Origin of the sequence: Pseudomonas sp., assembly GCF_049645325.1 — a bacterium.
GTDB lineage: Bacteria > Pseudomonadota > Gammaproteobacteria > Pseudomonadales > Pseudomonadaceae > Aquipseudomonas.
Genome location: NZ_JBARTQ010000228.1, coordinates 1 through 22,404, shown reverse-complemented (window position 1 = coordinate 22,404; position 22,404 = coordinate 1). Strand labels below are relative to the sequence as shown.

Annotated in this window: 18 protein-coding genes; 9 read left to right on the top strand and 9 right to left on the bottom strand. The window is 60.9% G+C overall.

Annotated features, from left to right (window positions below; genetic code table 11):
- Nucleotides 1–17 precede the first annotated feature (17 nt).
- Nucleotides 18–1,499 (bottom strand): type III secretion system outer membrane ring subunit SctC, encoded by a 1,482-nt coding sequence (gene sctC, locus WBB95_RS09875; RefSeq protein ID WP_424487416.1) that lies wholly within the window; start codon nucleotides 1,497–1,499, stop codon nucleotides 18–20.
- 247 nt (nucleotides 1,500–1,746) lie between these two features.
- On the opposite strand from sctC, the gene WBB95_RS09870 reads away from it, so the two are divergent.
- From WBB95_RS09870 to cobA, 8 genes are all read left to right on the top strand, one after another.
- Nucleotides 1,747–2,973, top strand: a complete 1,227-nt coding sequence (locus WBB95_RS09870; protein WP_424487415.1) for a CmpA/NrtA family ABC transporter substrate-binding protein — start codon at nucleotides 1,747–1,749, stop codon at nucleotides 2,971–2,973.
- 13 nt (nucleotides 2,974–2,986) lie between these two features.
- Nucleotides 2,987–3,562, top strand: a complete 576-nt coding sequence (locus tag WBB95_RS09865) for an ANTAR domain-containing response regulator (protein ID WP_053257467.1) — start codon at nucleotides 2,987–2,989, stop codon at nucleotides 3,560–3,562.
- Between the two features lie 211 nt (nucleotides 3,563–3,773).
- Nucleotides 3,774–4,985, top strand: a complete 1,212-nt coding sequence (locus WBB95_RS09860) for a nitrate/nitrite transporter (protein WP_424487414.1) — start codon at nucleotides 3,774–3,776, stop codon at nucleotides 4,983–4,985.
- The gene (locus WBB95_RS09855) at nucleotides 4,985–6,655 is read left to right on the top strand and encodes a protein kinase domain-containing protein (protein ID WP_424487422.1); all 1,671 of its coding nucleotides are present in this window, start codon (nucleotides 4,985–4,987) and stop codon (nucleotides 6,653–6,655) included. Before WBB95_RS09860 ends, WBB95_RS09855 begins: the two co-directional genes overlap by 1 nt.
- A 235-nt stretch (nucleotides 6,656–6,890) precedes the next feature.
- Complete coding sequence (gene nirB / locus WBB95_RS09850) at nucleotides 6,891–9,344, top strand: nitrite reductase large subunit NirB (RefSeq protein WP_424487413.1); 2,454 nt, start codon at nucleotides 6,891–6,893, stop codon at nucleotides 9,342–9,344.
- Complete coding sequence (nirD, locus tag WBB95_RS09845; protein ID WP_424487412.1) at nucleotides 9,341–9,658, top strand: nitrite reductase small subunit NirD; 318 nt, start codon at nucleotides 9,341–9,343, stop codon at nucleotides 9,656–9,658. Before nirB ends, nirD begins: the two co-directional genes overlap by 4 nt.
- Nucleotides 9,658–12,366: a molybdopterin-dependent oxidoreductase gene (locus WBB95_RS09840; protein WP_424487411.1), complete on the top strand. Its 2,709-nt coding sequence runs from the start codon at nucleotides 9,658–9,660 to the stop codon at nucleotides 12,364–12,366. Before nirD ends, WBB95_RS09840 begins: the two co-directional genes overlap by 1 nt.
- 10 nt (nucleotides 12,367–12,376) lie before the next feature.
- The gene (gene cobA / locus WBB95_RS09835; RefSeq protein ID WP_424487410.1) at nucleotides 12,377–13,120 is read left to right on the top strand and encodes a uroporphyrinogen-III C-methyltransferase; all 744 of its coding nucleotides are present in this window, start codon (nucleotides 12,377–12,379) and stop codon (nucleotides 13,118–13,120) included.
- A 60-nt stretch (nucleotides 13,121–13,180) separates the two neighbouring features.
- Here cobA and WBB95_RS09830 read toward each other — a convergent pair whose 3' ends face one another.
- From WBB95_RS09830 to ppsA, 8 genes are all read right to left on the bottom strand, one after another.
- Nucleotides 13,181–14,164, bottom strand: a complete 984-nt coding sequence (locus WBB95_RS09830; protein WP_424487409.1) for an OmpA family protein — start codon at nucleotides 14,162–14,164, stop codon at nucleotides 13,181–13,183.
- Nucleotides 14,165–14,271: 107 nt separating this feature from the next.
- Nucleotides 14,272–14,862 (bottom strand): RNA polymerase sigma factor SigX, encoded by a 591-nt coding sequence (gene sigX / locus WBB95_RS09825; protein WP_424487408.1) that lies wholly within the window; start codon nucleotides 14,860–14,862, stop codon nucleotides 14,272–14,274.
- An 87-nt stretch (nucleotides 14,863–14,949) separates the two neighbouring features.
- Nucleotides 14,950–15,774: a mechanosensitive ion channel family protein gene (locus WBB95_RS09820; protein WP_424487407.1), complete on the bottom strand. Its 825-nt coding sequence runs from the start codon at nucleotides 15,772–15,774 to the stop codon at nucleotides 14,950–14,952.
- A 2-nt stretch (nucleotides 15,775–15,776) separates the two neighbouring features.
- Nucleotides 15,777–16,022 (bottom strand): hypothetical protein, encoded by a 246-nt coding sequence (locus tag WBB95_RS09815; RefSeq protein ID WP_025854229.1) that lies wholly within the window; start codon nucleotides 16,020–16,022, stop codon nucleotides 15,777–15,779.
- Between the two features lie 86 nt (nucleotides 16,023–16,108).
- Nucleotides 16,109–17,104, bottom strand: coding sequence for a zinc transporter ZntB (locus WBB95_RS09810; RefSeq protein WP_424487406.1), 996 nt, complete (start codon nucleotides 17,102–17,104; stop codon nucleotides 16,109–16,111).
- Between the two features lie 25 nt (nucleotides 17,105–17,129).
- Entirely contained in the window at nucleotides 17,130–17,621 is a 492-nt protein-coding gene (gene rraA, locus WBB95_RS09805) for a ribonuclease E activity regulator RraA (protein WP_424487405.1), read from the bottom strand.
- Between the two features lie 187 nt (nucleotides 17,622–17,808).
- Entirely contained in the window at nucleotides 17,809–18,798 is a 990-nt protein-coding gene (locus tag WBB95_RS09800) for an alpha/beta fold hydrolase (RefSeq protein ID WP_424487404.1), read from the bottom strand.
- Between the two features lie 106 nt (nucleotides 18,799–18,904).
- A complete protein-coding gene (gene ppsA / locus WBB95_RS09795) occupies nucleotides 18,905–21,280 on the bottom strand; it encodes a phosphoenolpyruvate synthase (RefSeq protein ID WP_424487403.1) in 2,376 nt (791 codons plus the stop codon).
- Nucleotides 21,281–21,458: 178 nt separating this feature from the next.
- On the opposite strand from ppsA, the gene ppsR reads away from it, so the two are divergent.
- Nucleotides 21,459–22,277 carry a posphoenolpyruvate synthetase regulatory kinase/phosphorylase PpsR gene (gene ppsR, locus WBB95_RS09790; RefSeq protein ID WP_058412273.1) on the top strand — a complete coding sequence of 273 codons (819 nt, stop codon included), beginning with the start codon at nucleotides 21,459–21,461 and terminating at the stop codon, nucleotides 22,275–22,277.
- Nucleotides 22,278–22,404: the final 127 nt, after the last annotated feature.

Below are 22,404 nucleotides of genomic sequence, written 5' to 3'. Positions count from 1 at the left end.
CTCAACCCGCCACCAAGTCACTCCGTTGCCGGGGCTTCGCGGCTTTCGCGCACAAACGCACGGTGCACGCGCTCATATTGGCTCGGTGTCAGGGGCGGCGGACCGATCGCACCGCCCAGCATCCGCGGCTCATTCCCCACCGCCCGCGCCTGGATCACAAACAGCCGCACCTCGGCGCGTCGACTGCGAACAGCCCCCTCGTCCTCACGTCGGAACCCTCCCAGCCACAGGCGCCGGCCCTGAGGCACGCGCACTACCGTGCCGATCCCCACTCGCCCCACCGCCGTCGCGGAGTCGAGCGTGGGTTTGCCACCCATTTGCCGGTCATCCTCAAGGGTCAAGGTCATTTCAATCTGGTTGGCGTCGGCGAAACGCGGCAGCACACTGGCGTGTGTGCCATACCGCACAGGCTGCCATTCACCGCCATCGCCTTCTGGCTTGGGCAGGTAAAACGTATGGTTATCCTGGAAAACCGCCGGAACATTTTCCTGGGTGAGAATCACCGGAAACGCGGCGACCCTGGCCTTGCGGCGCCGCTCCAGCGCGATCAGTTGCGCCATCAGGCGGTTATCGTCCACCGGTTCCATCACATGGGTGGACGACGTTGCAGGCGCGCCCTCCTGTGCCCAGGCCAGTTCCATTTTGCGCAGCTCGTCACGGTCCACATCCACCCGCCATAACGACACTTCAATCGCCCGCTTGGGTTTGTCGAGTTCCGCCACCAACTCCTCAAGCGCTTTGACCTGGGCAGGCTTGCCCTTCACCAGCAGGCTGTTGGAGTCGGGGTAGGCAATCACGACGATGCTCTTGTCGGCCAACACGCTTCGCGGCGGCTGCGCTTCATCCTTTTGCTCGATGGCCAGCAAGGTTTCGATCATCGAGGCCATGCCCGGTACATTGACCTTGTCGTCGCCCATGGCGTACTGACGGTCCGCCACGTGGGTATTGAACACCTGCACCACGCCGAAACGCTGGGCCCCCACGCGCACTTCGGTACGCTGGCGGTCCATCAACTGAGCCAGGTGCAGCACCTGATCCACGTAATTGGGTGGGCCGGACACATAAAACGTGCGCTCGCCGCTTTCCCTGAACGGGTAACGTGACTCATCAAGACCCGAGCGCCGCATGAAGCTGCGCAGCCTGCCGACCGAGATATGCCGCAGGGTCACTGCCGAACTTTTTGCCTCATCGGCGCCATACACGTAGAACGCTTGCCCGTCGCTGTACCAGATCAGGCGCTGCTGTTCGGCGACGGCTGCCAGGGTCTGCTGCGCGGCGCCAAGGTCGAATTCGCCGGACAAACGCTGGCGCGCCACTTCACGGCTGACCACCACGGGCAGGCCCAAGGGCACCGACAGCGCGGTAAAAAAGGTGTGCAGGCTTTCATCCCGTGCCTGGTAGCTCTCTGCCCAGGCGGGAACGCTGACCAACAAGGCCATGCACAGCAGCCAGCGGCATAACCGGTGGCAGCGCGTCATGGCCGGGGAATCGATAGACACCGTGAAGTTCCTGAGAGTCTGGCCTGAAGAGGCGGCCATACTGAGAGGCAGTCGGCTTTCAATCTTGATGGAAAGTTGACGGCAGACCGCGCCTGTCTGGCCGTGGCATGTGCCTTGCTACAGACTCAGCATCAGAGCACGCACCAACGTCGGAGCGGGCTTACGGACAAAGGCGTCGTTACCCACAATGGCCTGTACTGCCATCCTGGGGAACGACGCTTTTTTTTGAGAGAAAAGGTAGGTGTTGATGAACGATTCGGTCGGCAACAGCCCGGTGAACACTCCGCTGGCCTGGGTAAATGGCAGTGACGCCCCTGAAAAGAGCAGCCTGGACCTGGGCTTCATGGCCCTGACCGATTGCGCCTCGGTGGTCGTTGCCGCCACCCAGGGCTTTGCCCAACCCTACGGCCTGACACTGAACCTCAAGCGCCAATCGTCCTGGGCCAACCTGCGCGACAAACTGGTCAGCGGTGAGCTGGACGCCGCCCACAGCCTGTACGGGCTGATCTACGCCGTGCACTTGGGCATTGGCGGCGTTGCGCCCACGGACATGGCCGTGCTCATGGGCCTCAACCAGAACGGCCAGAGCATCAACCTGTCCCGCGGCCTGCAACAGCAGGGGGTGATCACTCCTGAGGCACTCGACCGGCACGTGCACCAAAGCCGAACAAAACTGACCTTCGCCCAGACATTTCCCACAGGCACCCACGCCATGTGGCTGTATTACTGGCTGGCGAGCCAAGGCATTCATCCATTACAGGATGTGGACAGTGTGGTGGTGCCGCCGCCGCAGATGGTCGCGCACTTGCAAGCCGGGCGTATCGACGGCTTTTGCGTTGGCGAACCCTGGTGCGCCAGCGCGGTGAAGCAACACCAGGGCTTTACCCTGGCGACCACCCAGGCGATCTGGCCGGACCATCCGGAAAAAGTCCTCGGCTGCACCCAGGCCTTTGTTGATCAATACCCCAACACCGCCCGCGTGCTGGTGATGGCGATACTTGAGGCCAGCCGATTTATCGAGCAAAGCCCGGAAAACCGCCGTTCCACCGCGCAGTTGCTGAGTGCTCGCGACTACCTCGATGCGCCGCTTGATTGCATCGAGCCGCGCCTGTTGGGCGCGTACGACGACGGCCTCGGCAACCAATGGCAAGACCCCCACGCCCTGCGCTTTTTCGGCGATGGCGAGGTGAACCTGCCGTACCTGTCCGACGGCATGTGGTTCATGACCCAGTTTCGACGCTGGGGCTTGCTGCGCGAAGACCCGGACTACCTCGGCGTTGCCCGTCAGGTGCAGCAACTCGAACTGTATCGCCAAGCCGCCGGTGCAGCCGGCGTCTCGGCCAGCAGCCAGGACCTGCGCAGCAGCCAACTGATCGATGGCAAAGTCTGGGACGGCAGTGACCCCGCCGCCTACGCCCGCAGCTTCCGCCTGCATGCCATGGCCGACCACACCGGCCGCCAGGCCTTGCGCTGACAGGAGGACGGCTATGTTACGAATCCTGTTGATCAACGACACCCCGCGCAAGGTCGGGCGCCTCAAGGCGGCACTGACCGAAGCCGGGTTCGAGGTAATCGATGAGTCAGGCCTGACCATCGACCTGCCCGCCCGCGTCGAAACGGTGCGCCCGGACGTGATCCTGATCGATACCGAGTCGCCCGGGCGCGACGTGATGGAGCAAGTGGTGCTGGTCAGCCGCGACCAGCCACGGCCGATCGTGATGTTTACCGACGAGCACGACCCGAACGTCATGCGCCAGGCGATCAAGTCCGGGGTCAGCGCCTACATCGTCGAAGGTATTCAGGCCCAGCGTCTGCAGCCGATCCTCGACGTGGCCATGGCCCGTTTCGAGAGCGACCAGGCCCTGCGCGCGCAGCTCCAGGCCCGCGACCAGCAGTTGGCCGAGCGCAAGCGCATCGAGCTGGCCAAGGGCATGCTGATGAAAATGAAGCACTGCAATGAGGAAGAGGCCTACACCCTGATGCGCCGCCAAGCCATGAGCCGCCAGCAGAAACTGATCCAGGTGGCGGAGCAGATTATTGCCATGAGCGAGTTGCTCGGCTGATCTGGCTCAGCTCTTGCTAAGCATTCAACACAGGTAACCAACGGCGGTTGCCCCTCCACGACAAAGACGTCGCACATCCGGTTTGCCCTCGCGAACCCGGTGGCGGCGTTTTTTCGTTTTGGCCCCAGCGCATGGGGCCGGTGGGGCGGCCTTCAGCCGGCGACCCCATCACCAGGCCTTCTGATAAGACCCCCAACCGTTGAGGTGCGTGATGAAATCAAGCTTCTGGAAATCCGGGCACACCCCGACCCTGTTTGCCGCGTTCCTGTATTTCGACCTGAGTTTCATGGTCTGGTACCTGCTGGGCCCCCTGGCGGTACAAATCGCCGCCGACCTGCACCTGACCACCCAACAGCGCGGCCTGGTGGTGGCCACACCGATCCTGGCCGGCGCGGTGCTGCGCTTTTTGATGGGCATGCTGGCCGACAAGCTGTCGCCCAAGACCGCCGGGCTGATCGGCCAGGTGATTGTGATCGTGGCGCTGTTCGGCGCCTGGAAACTCGGGATTCACAGCTACGAACAAGCCCTGATACTGGGCATGTGCCTGGGCATGGCCGGCGCGTCCTTCGCGGTCGCCTTGCCGCTGGCGTCGCAATGGTACCCGGCGGAACACCAGGGCAAGGCCATGGGCATTGCCGGCGCCGGCAACTCCGGCACCGTGTTTGCCGCGTTGCTGGCGCCGGTGCTGGCGGCCGCGTTTGGCTGGAGCAACGTGTTCGGCTTTGCGCTGATTCCGCTGGTCATCACCCTGATCGTGTTCGCCTGGCTGGCCCGCAATGCGCCGGAACGCCCGAAAGCCAAATCCATGGCCGACTACTTCAAGGCCCTGGGCGATCGTGACAGCTGGTGGTTCATGTTCTTCTACAGTGTGACCTTCGGGGGCTTCATCGGCTTGGCCAGCGCCCTGCCCGGCTACTTCAACGACCAATACGGCCTGAGCCCCGTGACCGCCGGCTACTACACCGCGGCCTGCGTGTTCGGCGGCAGCCTGATGCGGCCGTTGGGCGGAGCATTGGCGGACCGTTTCGGCGGCATTCGCACCCTGCTCGGCATGTACAGCGTGGCGGCGATCTGCATCGCGGCAGTCGGTTTCAACCTGCCAAGTTCCTACGCGGCGCTGGCCCTTTTCGTCTGCACCATGCTCGGCCTCGGCGCAGGCAATGGCGCGGTGTTTCAACTGGTGCCGCAGCGCTTTCGCCGTGAGATCGGCGTGATGACCGGCCTGATCGGCATGGCCGGCGGCATCGGTGGTTTCGCCTTGGCAGCGGGCATGGGCGCGATCAAACAGAGCACCGGCAGCTACCAACTGGCCCTGTGGTTGTTCGCCAGCCTTGGCGTGCTGGCCTGGTTCGGCCTGCACGGCGTCAAACGTCGCTGGAGAACCACGTGGGGCTCGGCTGCCGTGACCGCTGCCCGCGTCTGATGAGCCTGCAACTGAGCATCGCCCACGCCAGCGCCATTGGCCCGCGGGCGGAAAACCAGGACGCGCTGCGGGTGGTCACGCCCGTGGCGGAACTGGCCGCGAGCAAAGGCTACCTGTGCGCACTGGCCGACGGCGTCAGCCAATGCGCCGATGGCGGCCTGGCGGCGCGCTCGACCTTGCAGGCGCTGGCCCTGGACTATTACGCCACGCCGCAAACCTGGGGCGTGGCCCAGGCGCTCGAACGCTTGTTACTGGCGCAGAATCGCTGGTTGCAGGCCAACGGCGGTGGCCAGCCATTGCTGACAACCCTCAGCGCCCTGGTGTTTCGCGGCCAGCGTTTTACCCTGGCGCATGTGGGCGATTGCCGGGTCTATCGCTGGTTGGACGACACGTTGCAGCGCATCAGCGAAGACCATGTGTGGGAGCAACCGGGCATGCAACACGTGCTCAAGCGCGCCCTCGGCCTGGATCAACACCTGGTACTGGATTTTCTCGACGGTGAGCTGCGCGCGGGCGAATGCTTCCTGCTGCTCAGCGACGGCGTGTGGGCGACCCTCGGCGAGCACAGTATCCGCGCGATTTTGCGCGAGCAAACGGACCTGAACGTGGCGGTCAACACCTTGGTCAATGCCGCGCATCTGGCCGGCAGCCTGGACAATGCCAGCGCTCTGCTGGTGCGTGTTGACGCACTGGGTGCCGCCACGCTTGGCGATGCGCTGGTGCAGTTGCAGCAATGGCCACTGCCACCGACCCTGAAGGCTGGGCAACGCTTTGAAGGCTGGCAGGTTGAAAGCGTGCTGGCGCAGAGTCGGCAGTCGTTGCTGTACCGGGTACGAGATGCCCAACAGCAACCCTGGCTACTGAAAACCTTGCCCCTCAATCGCGACGATGACACCGATGCCGGCCAGGCGCTGCTGTCGGAGGAGTGGTTTCTGCGGCGGGTGGCCGGGCGCGCGTTTCCTGAAGTCCACGCCGCCAGCGGGCGTCAGCATTTGTACTACGTGATGCGCGAATATTCGGGGCAAACCCTCGCTGAACTGTTCAAGCGCCAGGGCCCGTTGCCCCTGGCACAGTGGCAGTCCATCGCCGAGCGCTTGCTGCGCGCGGTCGGCATGCTGCATCGACGGCAGATCCTGCACCGCGACATCAAGCCGGAAAACTTGCTGCTGGGCGACGATGGCGAACTGCGCGTGCTAGATTTCGGCCTGGCTTACTGCCCCGGGCTCTCTGAGGATCGCGCCCATCTGCTGCCCGGCACACCGAGTTTTATCGCTCCTGAGGCATTCGGTGGCGAGCCCCCTACGCAGCAACAAGATTTGTACGGCGTCGGCGTCAGCCTGTATTACCTGCTGACCGGGCATTATCCCTACGGCGAAATCGAAGCTTTCCAAAGGCCGCGGTTTACCCAGGCCGTCAGTGCCAGTCGCTACCGCCCCGACCTGCCGGACTGGTTGCCACTGAGCCTGGAAAAGGCCGTGGCCGCTCAACCTGCGCAGCGTTATGAAACCGCCGAAGAATGGTTGCTGGTGCTGGAGCGGGCCGACCGCCTTGAGATAAGCGTGCGGCCCCGGCCATTGCTGGAACGCGAACCGTTGAAGGTCTGGCAAACCCTGGCGATGGCGTCGTTGCTGATCAATCTGGTGCTGCTGTACTGGCTGTTGCACCACTAAAGCGCGAAAAGCGCTCACGCACCGACAGCAGCCCCCAATAAAACCGGGCACTTGGCAACTTGGCACAGCCGCTGCATTGGTTAACCCAACAACACACATATAGCCGCCCCTTCAACGTCGAAGGGTCGCGCTTCCCGAGAGAACGGGACCAGGACAAAGGCGTCCTCGCTAGATCACTAGCGGGGACGCCTTTTTTTGTTTGCGCGTGATTTGTCGAGCCATTGCGGAGAACGACATGAAAAAACTCAAATTGGTGATGATCGGCAACGGCATGGCCGGGGTTCGCACCCTTGAAGAATTGCTCAAACTGAGCAGCGACCTGTACGACATCACCGTGTTCGGCGCCGAGCCGCACACCAACTACAACCGCATCCTGCTGTCGCCGGTACTGGCCGGCGAACAGACCTTCGAAGAAATTGTGCTCAACGACCTCGACTGGTACCTGGATAACCACATCAAGCTGCTGCTCAACCGCAAAGTGGTGCAGATCGACCGCGTCAAACGCATCGTCATTGCCGAAGACGGCACCGGGGCCGATTACGATCGCCTGTTGATCGCCACCGGTTCCACGCCGTTTATCCTGCCGATTCCCGGCAATACGTTGCAGGGTGTGATCGGCTACCGCGACATCGCCGACACCCAGGCAATGATCGACACCGCCAAGACGCACAAACACGCCGTGGTGATCGGTGGCGGCCTGCTTGGCCTGGAAGCCGCCAACGGCCTGATGCTGCGCGGCATGCACGTGACCGTGGTGCACATCGGCGAATGGCTGCTGGAGCGGCAACTGGACAAAACCAGCGGCCAGTTGCTGCAAACCGAACTGGAAAACCGTGGCCTGGTGTTCCGCCTGCGCGAACAAACCCAGGCGCTGCACGACGCCGGCAATGGGCGAGTCGGCTCAGTGCAATTCAAGAACGGCGACATTATCCCCGCCGACCTGGTGGTGATGGCCGCCGGCATCCGCCCCAACACCGAACTCGCGGAAAAGTCCGGCATCCCCTGCAACCGTGGGATTCTGGTCAACGACACTCTGCAAACCTACGACCCGCGCATCTACGCCATCGGCGAATGCGCCAGCCACCGCGGGATTGCCTACGGCCTGGTGGCGCCGCTGTTTGAACAGGCCAAGGTCTGCGCCAACCACCTCGCCCAATTGGGGTTTGCCACCTATAAAGGCTCGGTCACCTCGACCAAGTTGAAAGTCACCGGCATTGACCTGTTCTCCGCCGGCGACTTCATGGGCGGCGAAGGCACCGAGACCATCACCCTCTCCGACCCGATCGGCGGCGTGTACAAAAAGCTGGTGATCAAGGACGACATCCTGGTCGGCGCCTGCCTGTACGGCGATACCGCTGACGGCGGTTGGTATTTCCGCCAGATCCGTGAGAACCATGCCATTGGCGAGATCCGCGATCACCTGATGTTCGGCGAAAACGCCTTGGGTGATGTAGGCCATCAAGGCCAGGACAAAGCCATGAGCATGGCTGACAACGCCGAAGTTTGCGGCTGCAACGGCGTGTGCAAGGGCACCATCGTCAAGGCGATCCAGGAACACGGGCTGTTCAGCGTTGACGACGTGAAAAAGCACACCAAGGCCGCCAGCTCCTGCGGTTCCTGCGCCGGGCTGGTGGAGCAGATCCTGATCAACACCGTGGGCGGCGCCGCCGACGTCAAACCAAAAAGCGAAAAAGCCATCTGCGGCTGCAGCGACCTCAACCACGGGCAGATCCGCCAGGCCATCCGCGACCAGCACCTGCTGACCATCGCCGGCACCCTGAGCTACCTGAACTGGCGCACGCCCAACGGCTGCGCGACCTGCCGCCCAGCCTTGAACTACTACCTGATTTCCACCTGGCCGGGCGAAGCCAAGGACGACCCGCAATCGCGCCTGATCAACGAACGCGCCCACGCCAATATTCAGAAAGACGGCACCTACTCCGTAGTCCCGCGGATGTGGGGCGGTGTGACCAATCCGTCGGAGCTGCGGCGCATCGCCGATGTGGCCGACAAGTACAACGTGCCGATGGTCAAGGTCACCGGCGGCCAACGCATCGACTTGCTGGGCATCAAAAAACAGGACCTGCCCGGCGTGTGGAAGGACCTCGATATGCCGTCCGGGCATGCCTACGGCAAATCCATCCGTACCGTGAAGACCTGCGTGGGCAGTGAGTTCTGCCGCTTCGGCACACAGAACTCCACGCAACTGGGCATCGAGCTGGAGCATGACCTGTTCAACATGTGGTCGCCGCACAAGGTGAAACTGGCGGTGTCCGGTTGCCCACGCAATTGCTCGGAAGCGGGAATCAAGGACGTGGGAATTATCGGCGTCGACTCCGGCTGGGAGATGTACATCGGCGGCAACGGCGGGATCAAGACCGAGGTCGCGGAGTTCTTCGTCAAGCTCAAAACGGCCGAAGAAGTGCGCGAATACAACGGCGCCTTCCTGCAGCTCTACCGCGAAGAAGCCTTCTACCTGGAGCGCACCGTGCACTACCTGCAGCGGGTGGGCATGGAGCACATCAAGAAAGCCGTGCTGGAAGACCCGGCCCGGCGTCAGGCCCTGAATGAGCGCCTGCAGTTCTCGCTGTCGTTCGAACAAGACCCGTGGAAAGAGCGCCTTGAGCAGCCGCTGCTGAAGAAGGAATTTGATGTTATCCCCGTCAAACAGCTGGAGGTGCCGGCATGAACTGGCTGGATATCTGCGCACTCGATGAAATCAACGCGCTGGGCTCACGCATCATCAATGGGCCCAAAGGCGATATCGCGATTTTTCGTACCAGTGACGATGAGGTTTTCGCCCTCGACGACCGCTGCCCGCACAAGGGCGGCCCGCTGTCCCAAGGCTTGATCTACGGCAAACGCGTGGCTTGCCCGCTGCACAACTGGCAGATCGACCTGGCCTCCGGCGAAGCACAGGCGCCGGATATCGGCTGTGCCCATCACCACCTCGCCCGCGTGGAAAACGGTCGGGTGATGCTGGCGCTGCGGGACGCCGGTTGATGAACCGCCAGACCACCGCGTCCACCTGCTGTTATTGCGGGGTGGGTTGCGGCGTGCTGATCGAGCATGACGGCGCGCAAATCCTGGGCGTACAAGGCGACCCGAGCCACCCGGCGAATTTCGGCAAACTGTGCAGCAAGGGGTCCAGCCTACACCTGACCGGCGACTTGAGCGCCCGCGCCCTGTACCCGGAACTGCGCCTGGGCAAAGACCTCGCGCGCGCGCGCACCGACTGGGCCACCGCCCTGGAGCACGCAGCCAACGTGTTCGCCGACACCATCGCCGAACACGGGCCGGACAGCGTGGCGTTCTACATCTCCGGGCAACTGCTGACCGAGGACTACTACAGCTTCAACAAACTGGCGCGGGCGTTGGTCGGCACCAACAATATCGATAGCAACTCGCGGCTATGCATGTCCTCGGCAGTGGTCGGCTACAAACGCAGCCTGGGCGCCGATGCACCACCGTGCAGCTATGAAGACCTGGAAGCCAGTGACTGCGTGATGATCGTCGGCAGCAATATGGCCTACGCCCACCCGGTATTGTTCCGACGTTTGGAGGAAGCCAAGGCGCGGCGCCCGCAGATGAAAGTCGTGGTGATTGACCCACGGCGTACCGACACCTGCGACTTGGCGGACCTGCATTTGGCCCTCTTGCCGGGCACGGATGTGGCGCTGTTCCATGGGATTTTGCACGTGTTGCTGTGGGAAGACTGGATCGACCGCGACTTTATCAAGGCGCATACCGAAGGGTTGGCCGAGTTGAAGCGGCTGGTGCATGACTACACGCCGCAGATGGTCACGCAACTGTGCGGGATCAGCGTCGAACAACTGCGAATGTGTGCCGAATGGGTCGGAAACTCCAGCAGCTTTCTGTCGTTGTGGTGCATGGGGTTGAACCAGTCCACGGCCGGCAGCGCAAAAAACAGCGCGCTGATCAACCTGCACCTGGCGACCGGTACGATTGGCCGAGCAGGTTGCGGGCCTTTCTCCCTGACCGGCCAGCCAAATGCCATGGGCGGACGCGAAACCGGCAGTTTATCGAACCTGCTGCCGGGCCACCGCGAGGCTGGCAACCCTGAACATCGGGCGGAAGTCGCCGACTATTGGGGTGTCGACGCGTTGCCTGCGCCTGCCGGTCTGACGGCTATCGAGCTGTTCGAGCAGGTGCAAGCGGGCAAGATCAAGGCGTTGTGGATCGCCTGTACCAACCCCGCGCAATCGTTGCCGGACCAGAACAGCGTGCGCGCGGCGTTGGCAGCCTGCCCTTTCGTGGTATTGCAGGAGGCATTTCGCACCACCGAAACCGCTGCCTATGCCGACCTCCTGTTGCCCGCCGCCAGTTGGGGCGAGAAAGAAGGCACCGTGACTAACTCCGAACGGCGGATTTCCCACGTGCGCCGCGCCATTGCCCCACCGGGAGAAGCACGGCCGGACTGGGCGATTACCGTGGATTTCGCCCAGCGCCTGGAGCGACGCTTGCGCCCGGGCCGGGCCAGCTTGTTCGCGTTTGAGCAACCTGCGCAGATCTTTGATGAATACAAGGTCCTCACCCGTGGCCGTGACCTCGACCTGTCGGGCATCAGCCATGCGCTGCTGGACCAGATCGGCCCGCAGCAATGGCCATTTCCTGTGGGGGCGCAGTCTGGCACGGCGCGCCTGTACACCGATGGCATCTTCCCAACCGCCAGCGGCCGTGCGCACTTTATTGCCGACCCTTACCGCGCCGCGAAGGAACAGCGAGACGCGCGCTTCCCGCTCACCCTGATCACCGGGCGCCTGCGCGACCAATGGCACGGTATGAGCCGCACCGGTACGGCCGCACAATTGTTCGGGCATGTCAGCGAAGCATTATTGAGCCTGCACCCGGATGAATTGCGCCGTCACCGCTTCAAGGAAGGCGACCTGGTCAACCTGAAAAGCCGTCGTGGCAGCGTGATTGTCGCGGTCACCAGTGATGACAGCGTGCGCCCAGGCCAGGCATTCCTGCCCATGCACTGGGGCGACCGTTTTCTCAAGGGCGGCGTCAATGCCCTCACCCAGCCAGCGTTCGATCCGTTGTCGAAACAACCGGAACTCAAGCACAGCGGCGTACGTTTGGAAGCGGTGCAACTGCCGTGGCAGCTGTTTGCGTTGATCGAAGGAAATGTGCAGAAACACTTTGAAGCCCTCCGCCCCCTGTGTGAGGGGTTTGCCTACGTCAGCCTGAGCCTCGCCGGGCGTGAACGGCCGGCTTTGCTGGTGCGCGCGGCGCATACCGAGGCACCCGACCTGCAACTGCTGACCCGTATTGATGAATTGCTGGGGCTCAACGACGGCCCGGTGATGGCCTATGACGATCCGCGCCGTTCGATTGGCAAGCGGGTAAAAATCGAAAAAGGTCGTATTACTGCACTGCGTCTGGCTGGCGAAACCCTCGCACGGCATTGGCTGCAAAGCCTGTGGCTGGAAGGCCGCACCGACGATCAACTGCGCCGCTGGCTGTTGGCACCGTTAAGCGCGCCACCGGGTGGCGCGGCGGCCAGCAGCAAGGTCCTGTGCACCTGCAAAAACGTCAGCGAAAACGCCGTGTGCGCGGGTATCGCCCGTGGCCTGGGCCTGGATGGGCTCAAACAGGCACTCGGCTGTGGTACGCAATGCGGTTCCTGCGTGCCGGAAATCAAACGTCTTTTGGCTAGCACATCGCAGCCAATCGCTATCAATGTGTGAGGGGAAAAACATGAGCGCAAAAGTCTGGCTGGTGGGCGCCGGGCCCGGTGATCCGGAGCTGTTGACCCTCAAGGCGGTGCGGGCACTGCACGAGGCTGACGTGGTGCTGATCGATGATCTGGTCAACCCGGCCGTGCTGGAACACTGCGCCCAAGCGCGGGTGATCACCGTGGGCAAACGCGGCGGCTGCCGTTCAACACCACAGGATTTTATCCACCGCTTGATGCTGCGATACGCCCGCCAAGGCAAATGCGTGGTGCGGCTCAAGGGCGGCGACCCATGCGTTTTCGGCCGGGGCGGTGAAGAGGCGACGTGGCTGCGCGAACGCGGCGTGACAGTGGAGTTGGTCAACGGGATCACCGCTGGCCTGGCCGGGGCGACGAACTGCGGCATTCCGCTGACTTTGCGCGGTGTCAGCCGGGGTGTGACGCTGGTGACCGCGCACACCCAGGACGACAGCAGCCTGAACTGGCGCGCGCTGGCAGAAGGCGGAACGACGTTGGTGGTTTATATGGGCGTGGCCAAGCTTGAGGAAATTCGCCAGCAATTGCTCGACGGCGGTATGGCGGCGAACATGCCGGTGGCCATGATCGAAAACGCATCACTGCCTCAGCAGCGTGAATGCCGCAGCCATCTGGCGAACATGCATGTGGACGGGCAGGCGTTTGCCTTGAAAAGCCCGGCGATCCTGGTGATCGGCAGTGTTGCCGCCACTGCGCAGGCCACCTGCATTGCAGCGTCAGCCAGCGCCTGAGGCAAATTTCAGGCGAAAAAAAGCCCGGCCTAAGCCGGGCTTTTTTCGACTACTCAGTAATTACTGAGCAGCTTGAGCTTCAACCGAGGCTTCTACGCGACGGTTAACAGCACGGCCTGCTTCAGTTGCGTTGTCAGCAACTGGACGGGATTTACCGTAACCAACCGAGCTAACGCGGTTAGGAGCGATACCGTCTTTGACCAGAACTTGCTTGACCGCGTCAGCACGACGCTGGGACAGCTTCTGGTTGTAAGCGTCTGGACCTACGGAGTCAGTGTGACCTTCAACCACGGTGGTGGTCTGTGGGTACTGCTTCATGAAGTCGGCCAGGTTTTTCACGTCGCCGTAGCTGTTAGGCTTAACAACGGACTTGTCGAAGTCGAACTTAACGTCCAGCTCAACACGAACAACCTGAGCAACTGGAGCTTCTGGCTCTGGAGTTGGCTCTGGAGCTGGTGCTGGGGTAGGAGCTGGAGCAACTGCGCCGGCGTTGCCGCCGAAGTTCACACCCAGGCCAACCAGAGCGGAGTAGTCCCACTTGCCGTTGTCGATGCCGTAGTCAGCTTCAACGCCAGCACGAGCGAACAGGTTGTTGGTGAAGTAGTACTTCACGCCAGCGCCAGCGATTGCCAGAGTAGTCTGGTCGCGACCGCTGTGGCCGTCAGCTTCAACGTTGGTGCGGCTCTGGTGACCGAAACCACCTTCTACGTATGGACGCAGGGAGTCAACACCAGCCTGACCGAAGTGGTACTGAGCAGTTACGCTGCCAGTGTCACCTTTGATCTTCTGGCTGCCAGTACCGTCGTTCGAACGGGTGTGGTTGGTGGTGTCGTAGTTCAGGTTGATCGACACATCGTCGGTCAAGAAGTAACCGATGCTCGCGCCAGGGTTGAAGCCGTCTTCGATGTGCTTAACGCTATCGTTGTACTGCTTCTTGTAGAACAGCTGGCCTTCAACTGCGCCTTGGCCTTGTGCCAGTGCGCCGAAAGAAGTAGCGGCAATAAGAGTACCAATGGCCAAGCCCAAGGTGTTTTTCAGTTTCATCCGTTAAATCCCCATCTGGTGATTGTAAAGCAGTCCCACATACCGGGGGACAACTCGGCGACAAGTCTAACAGAACTTGCCTACACGTAAGAGATATTTGCCACGCACTAAGTTTCAGTCTCGCCCGCAAATTTCTCACGTAATTTATCAAGAGCACGTTTGTAACGCATTTTTGTAGCACTCAAACCCATGTGCATGATGTCAGCAATTTCCTGAAACTCTAGCTCTGCGACAAAACGTAGCACCAGAATTTCGCGGTCAATCGGATTCACATGCACCAACCAGCGATCGAGTCCGCCCTTCTCATCGGGGGTCGGCGCCTTTTCTTCAGACGCTTCCTCGAGAGGGTCCAGACTCAAAGCGTCCATCAAGCGACGCTTTCGCCGTTCCTTACGATACTGCGTGATGCACTCGTTGTACGTGATGCTATAGAGCCATGTCTTGAACTTCGATTTGCCCTCGAAGTTCTTCAGGCCGTACAGCACCTTGAGCATCACTTCCTGACAGACATCATCCGCATCTCTATCGTTCCCTAAATACCTTGAACAAACGTTGAACAGAGTGCGTTGATATCTGCGCATCAATTCTTCGTACGCGCGTGTTACGTGAAACAGCTCCGTGTGCGAGCGCGCGACCAACTCCTCATCAGAGAGCTCACGGGGGTCATAGCGCGTGGACAGCGTTTGGGCTTTATTCAAAACAAGTCGTGCCGACAGTCAGGTCAATGTCCGCTACAGCCCGGTCAGCCGGGTTTGCGGCGGCGTACATTAGCAGGGTTTGCCGGGTTAGCGGCTACTGACCTGCTGTTCCAGGAGAATCCGGTTGGACAGTGACACCAGGTCACCGTCATCGGTCAGCACCGTCGTCTTGACTGTGCCGATCTCCTCGATTTGCCCTTCGACCTCGCCCACACGTATCTCTTGCCCAACCTGATACAGCTCACGCACATAGATTCCCGCAAGAATCTGACCGGCAATTTCCCGGCTTCCCAAACCCATGGCCAGCGCAACGGCCAGACCAACGGTAATCAAAACAATCACGATCACATGGTTGAGCAGGTCAGTTTTGACCTCCAACTGGCTGATCGCGACCGAGATACTGATGATGATTACCAGCCCCTGGGCGATTCGCCCCAGGCCCGCAGCATAGTCCAGACCCACGCCTTCAGCCGCCCCACGCACCAGCCCATTGGCCAGTTGCGCGAGTAAAACACCTACCAGCAACACCAGCGCGCCGCCGAAAACCTTCGGCAAATACAGTGCCAGCATGTCGAGCGTAGCTGAAACTCGCTCAAGTCCAAGGGACTGAGCCGCAGAAACCAGAAAAATAAGCAAAACAAACCAATAAACGATCTTCCCGATCAGGGTTGAGATCGGTACCTGCAGCCCTGCGCGGCCCAACAGCTTGGTCAGGCCAGTGCCTGCCATCAAACGGTCAAGCCCCAATTTTGCGAGTAATTTGGACAGCAGGGTGTCGAGCAGCTTGGCCACGACAAAGCCCAGCAACACCAAAACCAGGGCACCAAACAGGTTGGGAATAAAATTTGCCACCTTGGTCCACAATGCGGTCATCGCGGTGACCAGGCTCTGGGTCCAGAGATCAAGTTCCATATTCAATCAGCCTTATCAGCAGTGCGAGCAAGAGGTTTACGGCGGGAAACCGGTGAAACGTGGGCCGAACCATTGTTCAGGGCCATCATCAACGCCGGCACCCAACGCCCGAGCAGGCCGAACAGGTCTCCCGCCCCAACCTGACGGTTGGCGGTTTTCAACACGCGGCCCAGGCAGGCATCGTCGTCACGGTTGGACGGCGAAGCATTGAGCATGTCACGCAAAGACTGTTCGAACGGATCGTGCATAAAGACCTCTCGCAAGTGATTTAAAAGACGAGGGTAAAATTCTCGGGGTCACATAGGACCCTTCCTACGTTCAGGTCATATTCAGGTCAAACCCAGCGCAATCGTCGAAATAGCCACCATTGTCCCAGCGCGACAGCCACCATCATCAGGCAGGCAATCACGAATCCATATGGGCTGGCGGAGAACGGAATGCCGCCCACATTGATACCCAGCAAACCGGTGAGAAAACTCATCGGCAGGAAGATCCCGGTGATGATCCCGAAGCGGTACATCGTCCGATTCATGCGCACGCTCAAGCGCCGGTCTTCGGCCTCAAGTACCAGCCCCACGCGCTCCCGGGTCAATTCCAGCTCTTCCAGATAGCGAGTCAGGCTGTTGTGCAATTCATTCCAGTAGTCAGCATCGTCATCACAGAACCACGGCAATTTGATGCGCGTCATCTGCGCAAAAATATCCCGTTGCGGCGCAAGAAAACGCTTGAGCCCGGCCGCTCGACGACGGATCTGCAAGACGTTGCCGTGTTCCGGGGTATACCGTTCGTCGGCATCGAGTTTTTCTTCTTCGGAATCGACGATTTCAGACAGGTCGGTGACCAGGTCCTGCACTTTATTGGTCAGGTACTGCGCCATATAAAGGATGAGTTCAGACGCGGTTTTCGGTCCGTTGCCGTCCGCCAACTGCACCAGCAATTCATCAGTCGCGCGCAGCGGACGCAGGCGCAGGGAAATCACCCGATCGGCCGCAGCAAAGATGCGCACCGAGACCATGTCTTCAGGTTCCGCACCCGGATTGAGGTTCACGCCCCGCAGGAACAACAGTAATTCAGCGTCCGGCAGCGGCAACAGGCGCGGGCGGGTGTTTTCCTCCAGCAGCAGGTCACAGGCGAACTCGCTCAAGCCGCTGGCTGTGCGCAGCCAGGTCTGGGTTTGCGGATGGCTGCGATCCCAGTGCAGCCACAGGCTTTCCTGGGGCTGCAGCTGCAAGTCGTCGAGCTCTGTCCGGGCAATCGAACGCGCACCGCCTTTACCGTCCAGCACCAGGGCATGCACCAGCCCCCATTGCGCGTTTTCTTCCTCGAACATCCTCACCCCTGTCGGCTATTGCGATTTATTCAGGCATTTTCAGCGGGCTTGGCGAGACGATCACGCCATTATTGTCGGCGTACACATACTCACCCGGACGGAAAGTCACGCCCGCGAAAGTCACCGCCACGTTCAGGTCACCGATGCCGCGTTTGTCGGTCTTCATCGGGTGCGAGGCCAGGGCCTGAATCCCAAGATCAGTCTGGGCAATCACATCGACATCGCGGATGCAGCCGTAGATCACCAGCCCTTCCCAGCCGTTTTTTGCAGCTTTCTCGGCGATCATGTCGCCGAGGAGCGCCCTACGCAGGGAACCACCGCCATCGACGACCAGCACTTTGCCGGCGCCCGGCTGGTCGGCTTGCTCCTTGACCAGGGAATTATCTTCGAAACATTTGATGGTGACGATTTCGCCGCCGAAGGAGTCTCGGCCACCGAAATTACTGAACATTGGCTCAAGCACCTGCACCATCTCCGGGTAGGCGTCGCACAGGTCGGGGGTCACGTAATGGTTCATTGAAAAATTCCTTTGGGTCAAAGAAGTGTCTTTCGAAAGAAGCGCCAGGCGATGGGTGCGCAACATCCCACCCGCATCGCTGCAACGCAATAGCCACTGCGCGACTGAATATGACCAGAAGCGTTTAACGCGTCATATCTTAGCCGCAACCCACACACGAGTGAAACGCCCTTGGCAGAGCGCTTGGTCAATCCGTTGCCGGCACTTGCGATTGTGCCCCGTATAAAGGTGTCAGCGGATCTTTCAGCCACTGCGCCACCAACGGCCACACTTCCACCTGGGCAGCTTTGCTGACCAACATTTCCACATGCCCGAAATCCCCGGTAAAACCCTGTCGGTGCCCCAGACACAGGTACTGGCGATGCTCGGAACCGACTTGCTCGAACAGCTTGCGGCACGCCCAGTCCGGGTCCTGATGGTCACCTGCCGCGCTGACCGCCAGCAGTGGCACGTCGACTTCAGCCAAGCCTTTCCACCAATCGCGCTCGGCGTCGCCAAAGCGGCCAAACAGCCCATTCCAGCGCATCGCTTCGATCATCACGCCAGCCGGCTCGTCCTCGGGGCCGCGCTTGAACCGTGGGCCAGATACGTGGGCGAAGCGTTTGAGCAGAAAACGACTGCCCCACTCCACCGGCGGAATTTTCAGCGACCAATGGGTGCGACTGACCTGGCAGCCAAACAGCGCCACAGAAGCCACCGCAGGCGCTCCCAAATGCTGGCCGCCAAGGGCCGCCGCCAGGGTGGTCGCGCCCAGTGAGTGGCCAACCCAATGGGGAACCTGCCCGCTTTGCTCACGCACAAAGGCGCCAATGGCGGGCAAATCGTAGCGCGCGTAGTCCGCCACGCGATTTCTGCTGTAGCCCTGATTGCGCTTGGACAGGCCATGGCCGCGCATTTCCGGGATCCATACATCAAACCCCTGGCGTGCCAGGTACGCGCCCAGGCCGATGCCCTTGGGTGAGTACCAGAAACGCCGATTGGAAAAACTGCCATGCAACAAAATAACCGGCGTGCCCCGGTTTTCCGGGACATCAGCCAGGCCCAAACGGGTCACGGCCAGCTCGACGGTGCCGTCGGGACTGTTACCGGGTTTGAGGCGGTACACATCTTCACTCAGGTCGCCACGACGTTCAGCGCTGATCAAGGCGACGGGAAACAGGTTGCTGCTGCTTTGCATAATGCTCTTGCACAAAAAAGGGCGGCGTCCGGAAGGAGTTCCGCCCTGCACAGATAAGAATGCCGGTCACCCTCAACGAGTGACCGGCACTTTTGACGTAACGATCTTAAGCGGGCGCCTGGCCTTCAGCCAGGAAGAACCAGGTTTCCAACACGGAATCGGGGTTCAGCGAGACACTTTCGATGCCCTGCTCCATCAGCCATTTGGCCAGGTCCGGGTGATCGGAAGGGCCTTGGCCGCAGATACCAATGTACTTGCCGGCCTTGTTGCAGGCCTGGATGGCATTGGCCAGCAGCTTCTTGACCGCAGGATTTCGCTCGTCGAACAGGTGGGCGATGATCCCCGAGTCGCGGTCCAGGCCCAGGGTCAGCTGGGTCAGGTCGTTGGAGCCGATGGAGAAACCGTCGAAGAATTCCAGGAATTCTTCGGCCAGGATGGCGTTGGACGGCAGTTCGCACATCATGATGACGCGCAAGCCGTTCTCGCCACGGGACAGGCCGTTCTCAGCCAGCAGGTCCACAACCTGGCTCGCCTCACCCAGGGTGCGCACGAACGGCACCATGATTTCGACGTTGGTCAGGCCCATCTCGTTGCGCACGCGCTTGAGGGCACGGCATTCCAGCTCAAAGCAGTCGCGGAAGGCTTCGCTGATATAACGCGAGGCGCCACGGAAGCCCAGCATCGGGTTTTCTTCTTCCGGCTCGTAGAGCTTGCCGCCGATCAGGTTCGCGTATTCGTTGGACTTGAAGTCCGACAGCCGCACGATGACCTTTTTCGGGTAGAACGCCGCCGCCAGGGTGCTGATGCCTTCCACCAGCTTCTCGACGTAGAAACCCACCGGGTCGTTGTAGCCGGCGATGCGCTTGTCGACGCTTTCCTTGATGTCCAGCGGCAGGCCGTCGTAGTTCAACAGGGCCTTGGGGTGGACGCCGATCATGCGGTTGATGATGAACTCCAGGCGGGCGAGGCCCACACCGGCGTTCGGCAACTGCGCGAAGTCAAAGGCACGGTCCGGGTTACCGACGTTCATCATGATCTTGAACGGTAGGTCGGGCATGGCGTCGATCGAGTTTTGCTTGATGTCGAAGCCCAGCTCACCTTCAAAGATGAAGCCGGTATCGCCTTCGGCGCACGACACGGTCACGCCCTGGCCGTCTTTCAACAGCTGGGTGGCGTTGCCGCAACCGACCACTGCTGGAATCCCCAGCTCACGGGCGATGATCGCCGCGTGGCAGGTACGCCCGCCACGGTTGGTGACAATGGCGCTGGCGCGCTTCATGACCGGTTCCCAGTCCGGGTCGGTCATGTCGGAAACCAGCACGTCGCCGGGCTGGACCTTGTCCATCTCGGACACGTCCTTGATGATCCGTACCTTGCCCGCGCCGATGCGCTGGCCGATGGCACGGCCTTCCACCAGCACGGTGCCGGTTTCTTTCAACAGGTAGCGTTCCATGACGTTGGCCGAGGTGCGGCTCTTCACGGTTTCCGGGCGCGCCTGCACGATGTACAGCTTGCCGTCGTCGCCGTCTTTGGCCCATTCGATGTCCATCGGGCACTTGTAGTGCTTCTCGATGATCATCGCTTGTTTGGCCAGTTCGGTGACTTCAGCATCGCTCAGGCAGAAGCGCGCGCGCTCGGCCTTGTCGACGTCGACGGTTTTCACCGAGCGACCGGCCTTGGCCTCGTCGCCGTAGATCATCTTGATGGCCTTGCTGCCCAGGTTGCGGCGCAGGATGGCCGGGCGGCCAGCTTCAAGCGTGTGTTTGTGGACGTAGAATTCGTCCGGGTTCACCGCGCCTTGTACGACGGTTTCGCCCAGGCCGTAGGCGCCAGTGATGAATACCACGTCACGGAAGCCCGACTCGGTGTCGAGGGTGAACATCACACCGGCGGTGCCGGTTTCCGAACGCACCATGCGCTGCACGCCAGCAGACAAGGCCACCAGCTTATGGTCGAAACCTTGATGCACACGGTAGGAAATGGCGCGGTCGTTAAAGAGGGAGGCAAATACTTCCTTGGCCGCGCGGATCACGTTTTCCACGCCACGGATATTAAGGAAGGTTTCCTGCTGGCCGGCAAAGGAGGCGTCGGGCAAGTCTTCGGCGGTGGCCGAAGAGCGCACAGCGACAGCCATGTCCGGGTTGCCGGCCGACAGGATGGCGAAGGCGGTACGGATTTCTTCGTTGAGCTTCTCGGGAAACTCGGCGTCCATGATCCACTGGCGGATCTGGCTGCCGGTCTTGGCCAGGGCGTTGACGTCATCGACGTCCAGGGCGTCCAGGGCGGCGTGGATCTGAGCATTGAGGCCGCTCAGTTCGAGAAAATCGCGGTAAGCCTGGGCCGTGGTGGCGAAACCACCGGGCACCGAGACGCCAGCGCCTGCAAGATTACTGATCATCTCGCCGAGGGATGCGTTCTTGCCCCCCACATGCTCTACATCATGGACGCCGAGCTTATCGAGGGAAACTACGTACTCTACCAAGGTGATCTCTCCACTTTCTGTGTTGGAAAAGCTCAGGACGCCGGCTGCTCAGTAGGAGCTATCGCCAGCGCTTGTGGCCTGGACCTGGAAAATAAGTGAGAATGCGGCCCACTGCGGGACGGCAAAATCGCGCCTATCATATCCAAGATTCGCCATCAGCTTAAGGCCCAGGGCTCAAATGAAACGATCTGCTTTCTTTATCTCCGACGGCACCGGCATTACAGCCGAAACATTGGGTCAAAGCCTGCTCGCGCAGTTCGAAAACATTACCTTCGCCAAATTCACGCGGCCCTATATCGACAGCGTGGATAAAGCGCGGGCCATGGTACAACAAATCAATCTGGCGGCTGAAAAAGACGGCTTTCGCCCGATCATTTTCGACACCATCGTCAACCAGGATATTCGTGAGATCCTCGCAACCTCCAATGGTTTCATGATCGACATCTTCTCCACGTTCCTGGCGCCACTGGAACAGGAGTTGAGCGAACACTCCTCCTATTCCGTGGGAAAATCCCACTCCATCGGGCACAACTCCAACTATATGGAGCGTATCGAGGCGGTGAACTTCGCCCTCGACAACGACGACGGCGCCCGTACGCATTATTACGACAAGGCCGATCTGATCCTGGTGGGCGTGTCCCGCTGTGGCAAGACGCCGACGTGCCTGTATATGGCCATGCAGTTCGGCATCCGCGCGGCCAACTACCCGCTGACCGAAGATGATATGGAGCACCTGACGCTGCCGGCTGCCCTGCGGGCGCACCAGCACAAGCTGTTTGGCCTGACCATCGACCCGGACCGCCTCACGGCGATCCGCAACGAACGCAAGCCCAACAGCCGCTATTCCAGCTATGCCCAGTGCGAGTTCGAAGTGCGCGAGGTGGAAAATCTGTTCCGGCGCGAGAATATTGCGCACATCAATTCCACGCATTTCTCGGTGGAAGAGATTTCAGCGAAGATTTTGGTGGAGAAAGGCGTGGAGCGGCGGTTCAAGTAAGCGGCTGATTACCCGTGGTGAGCGGGCCTGCCCCGCGCCGGGCTGCGAAGCAGCCCCTCTTAAAACCGTCGCATTTTCCAGTGATGATCATGTTGCAGGTTTTGGGGCCGCTACGCAGCCCGGCGCG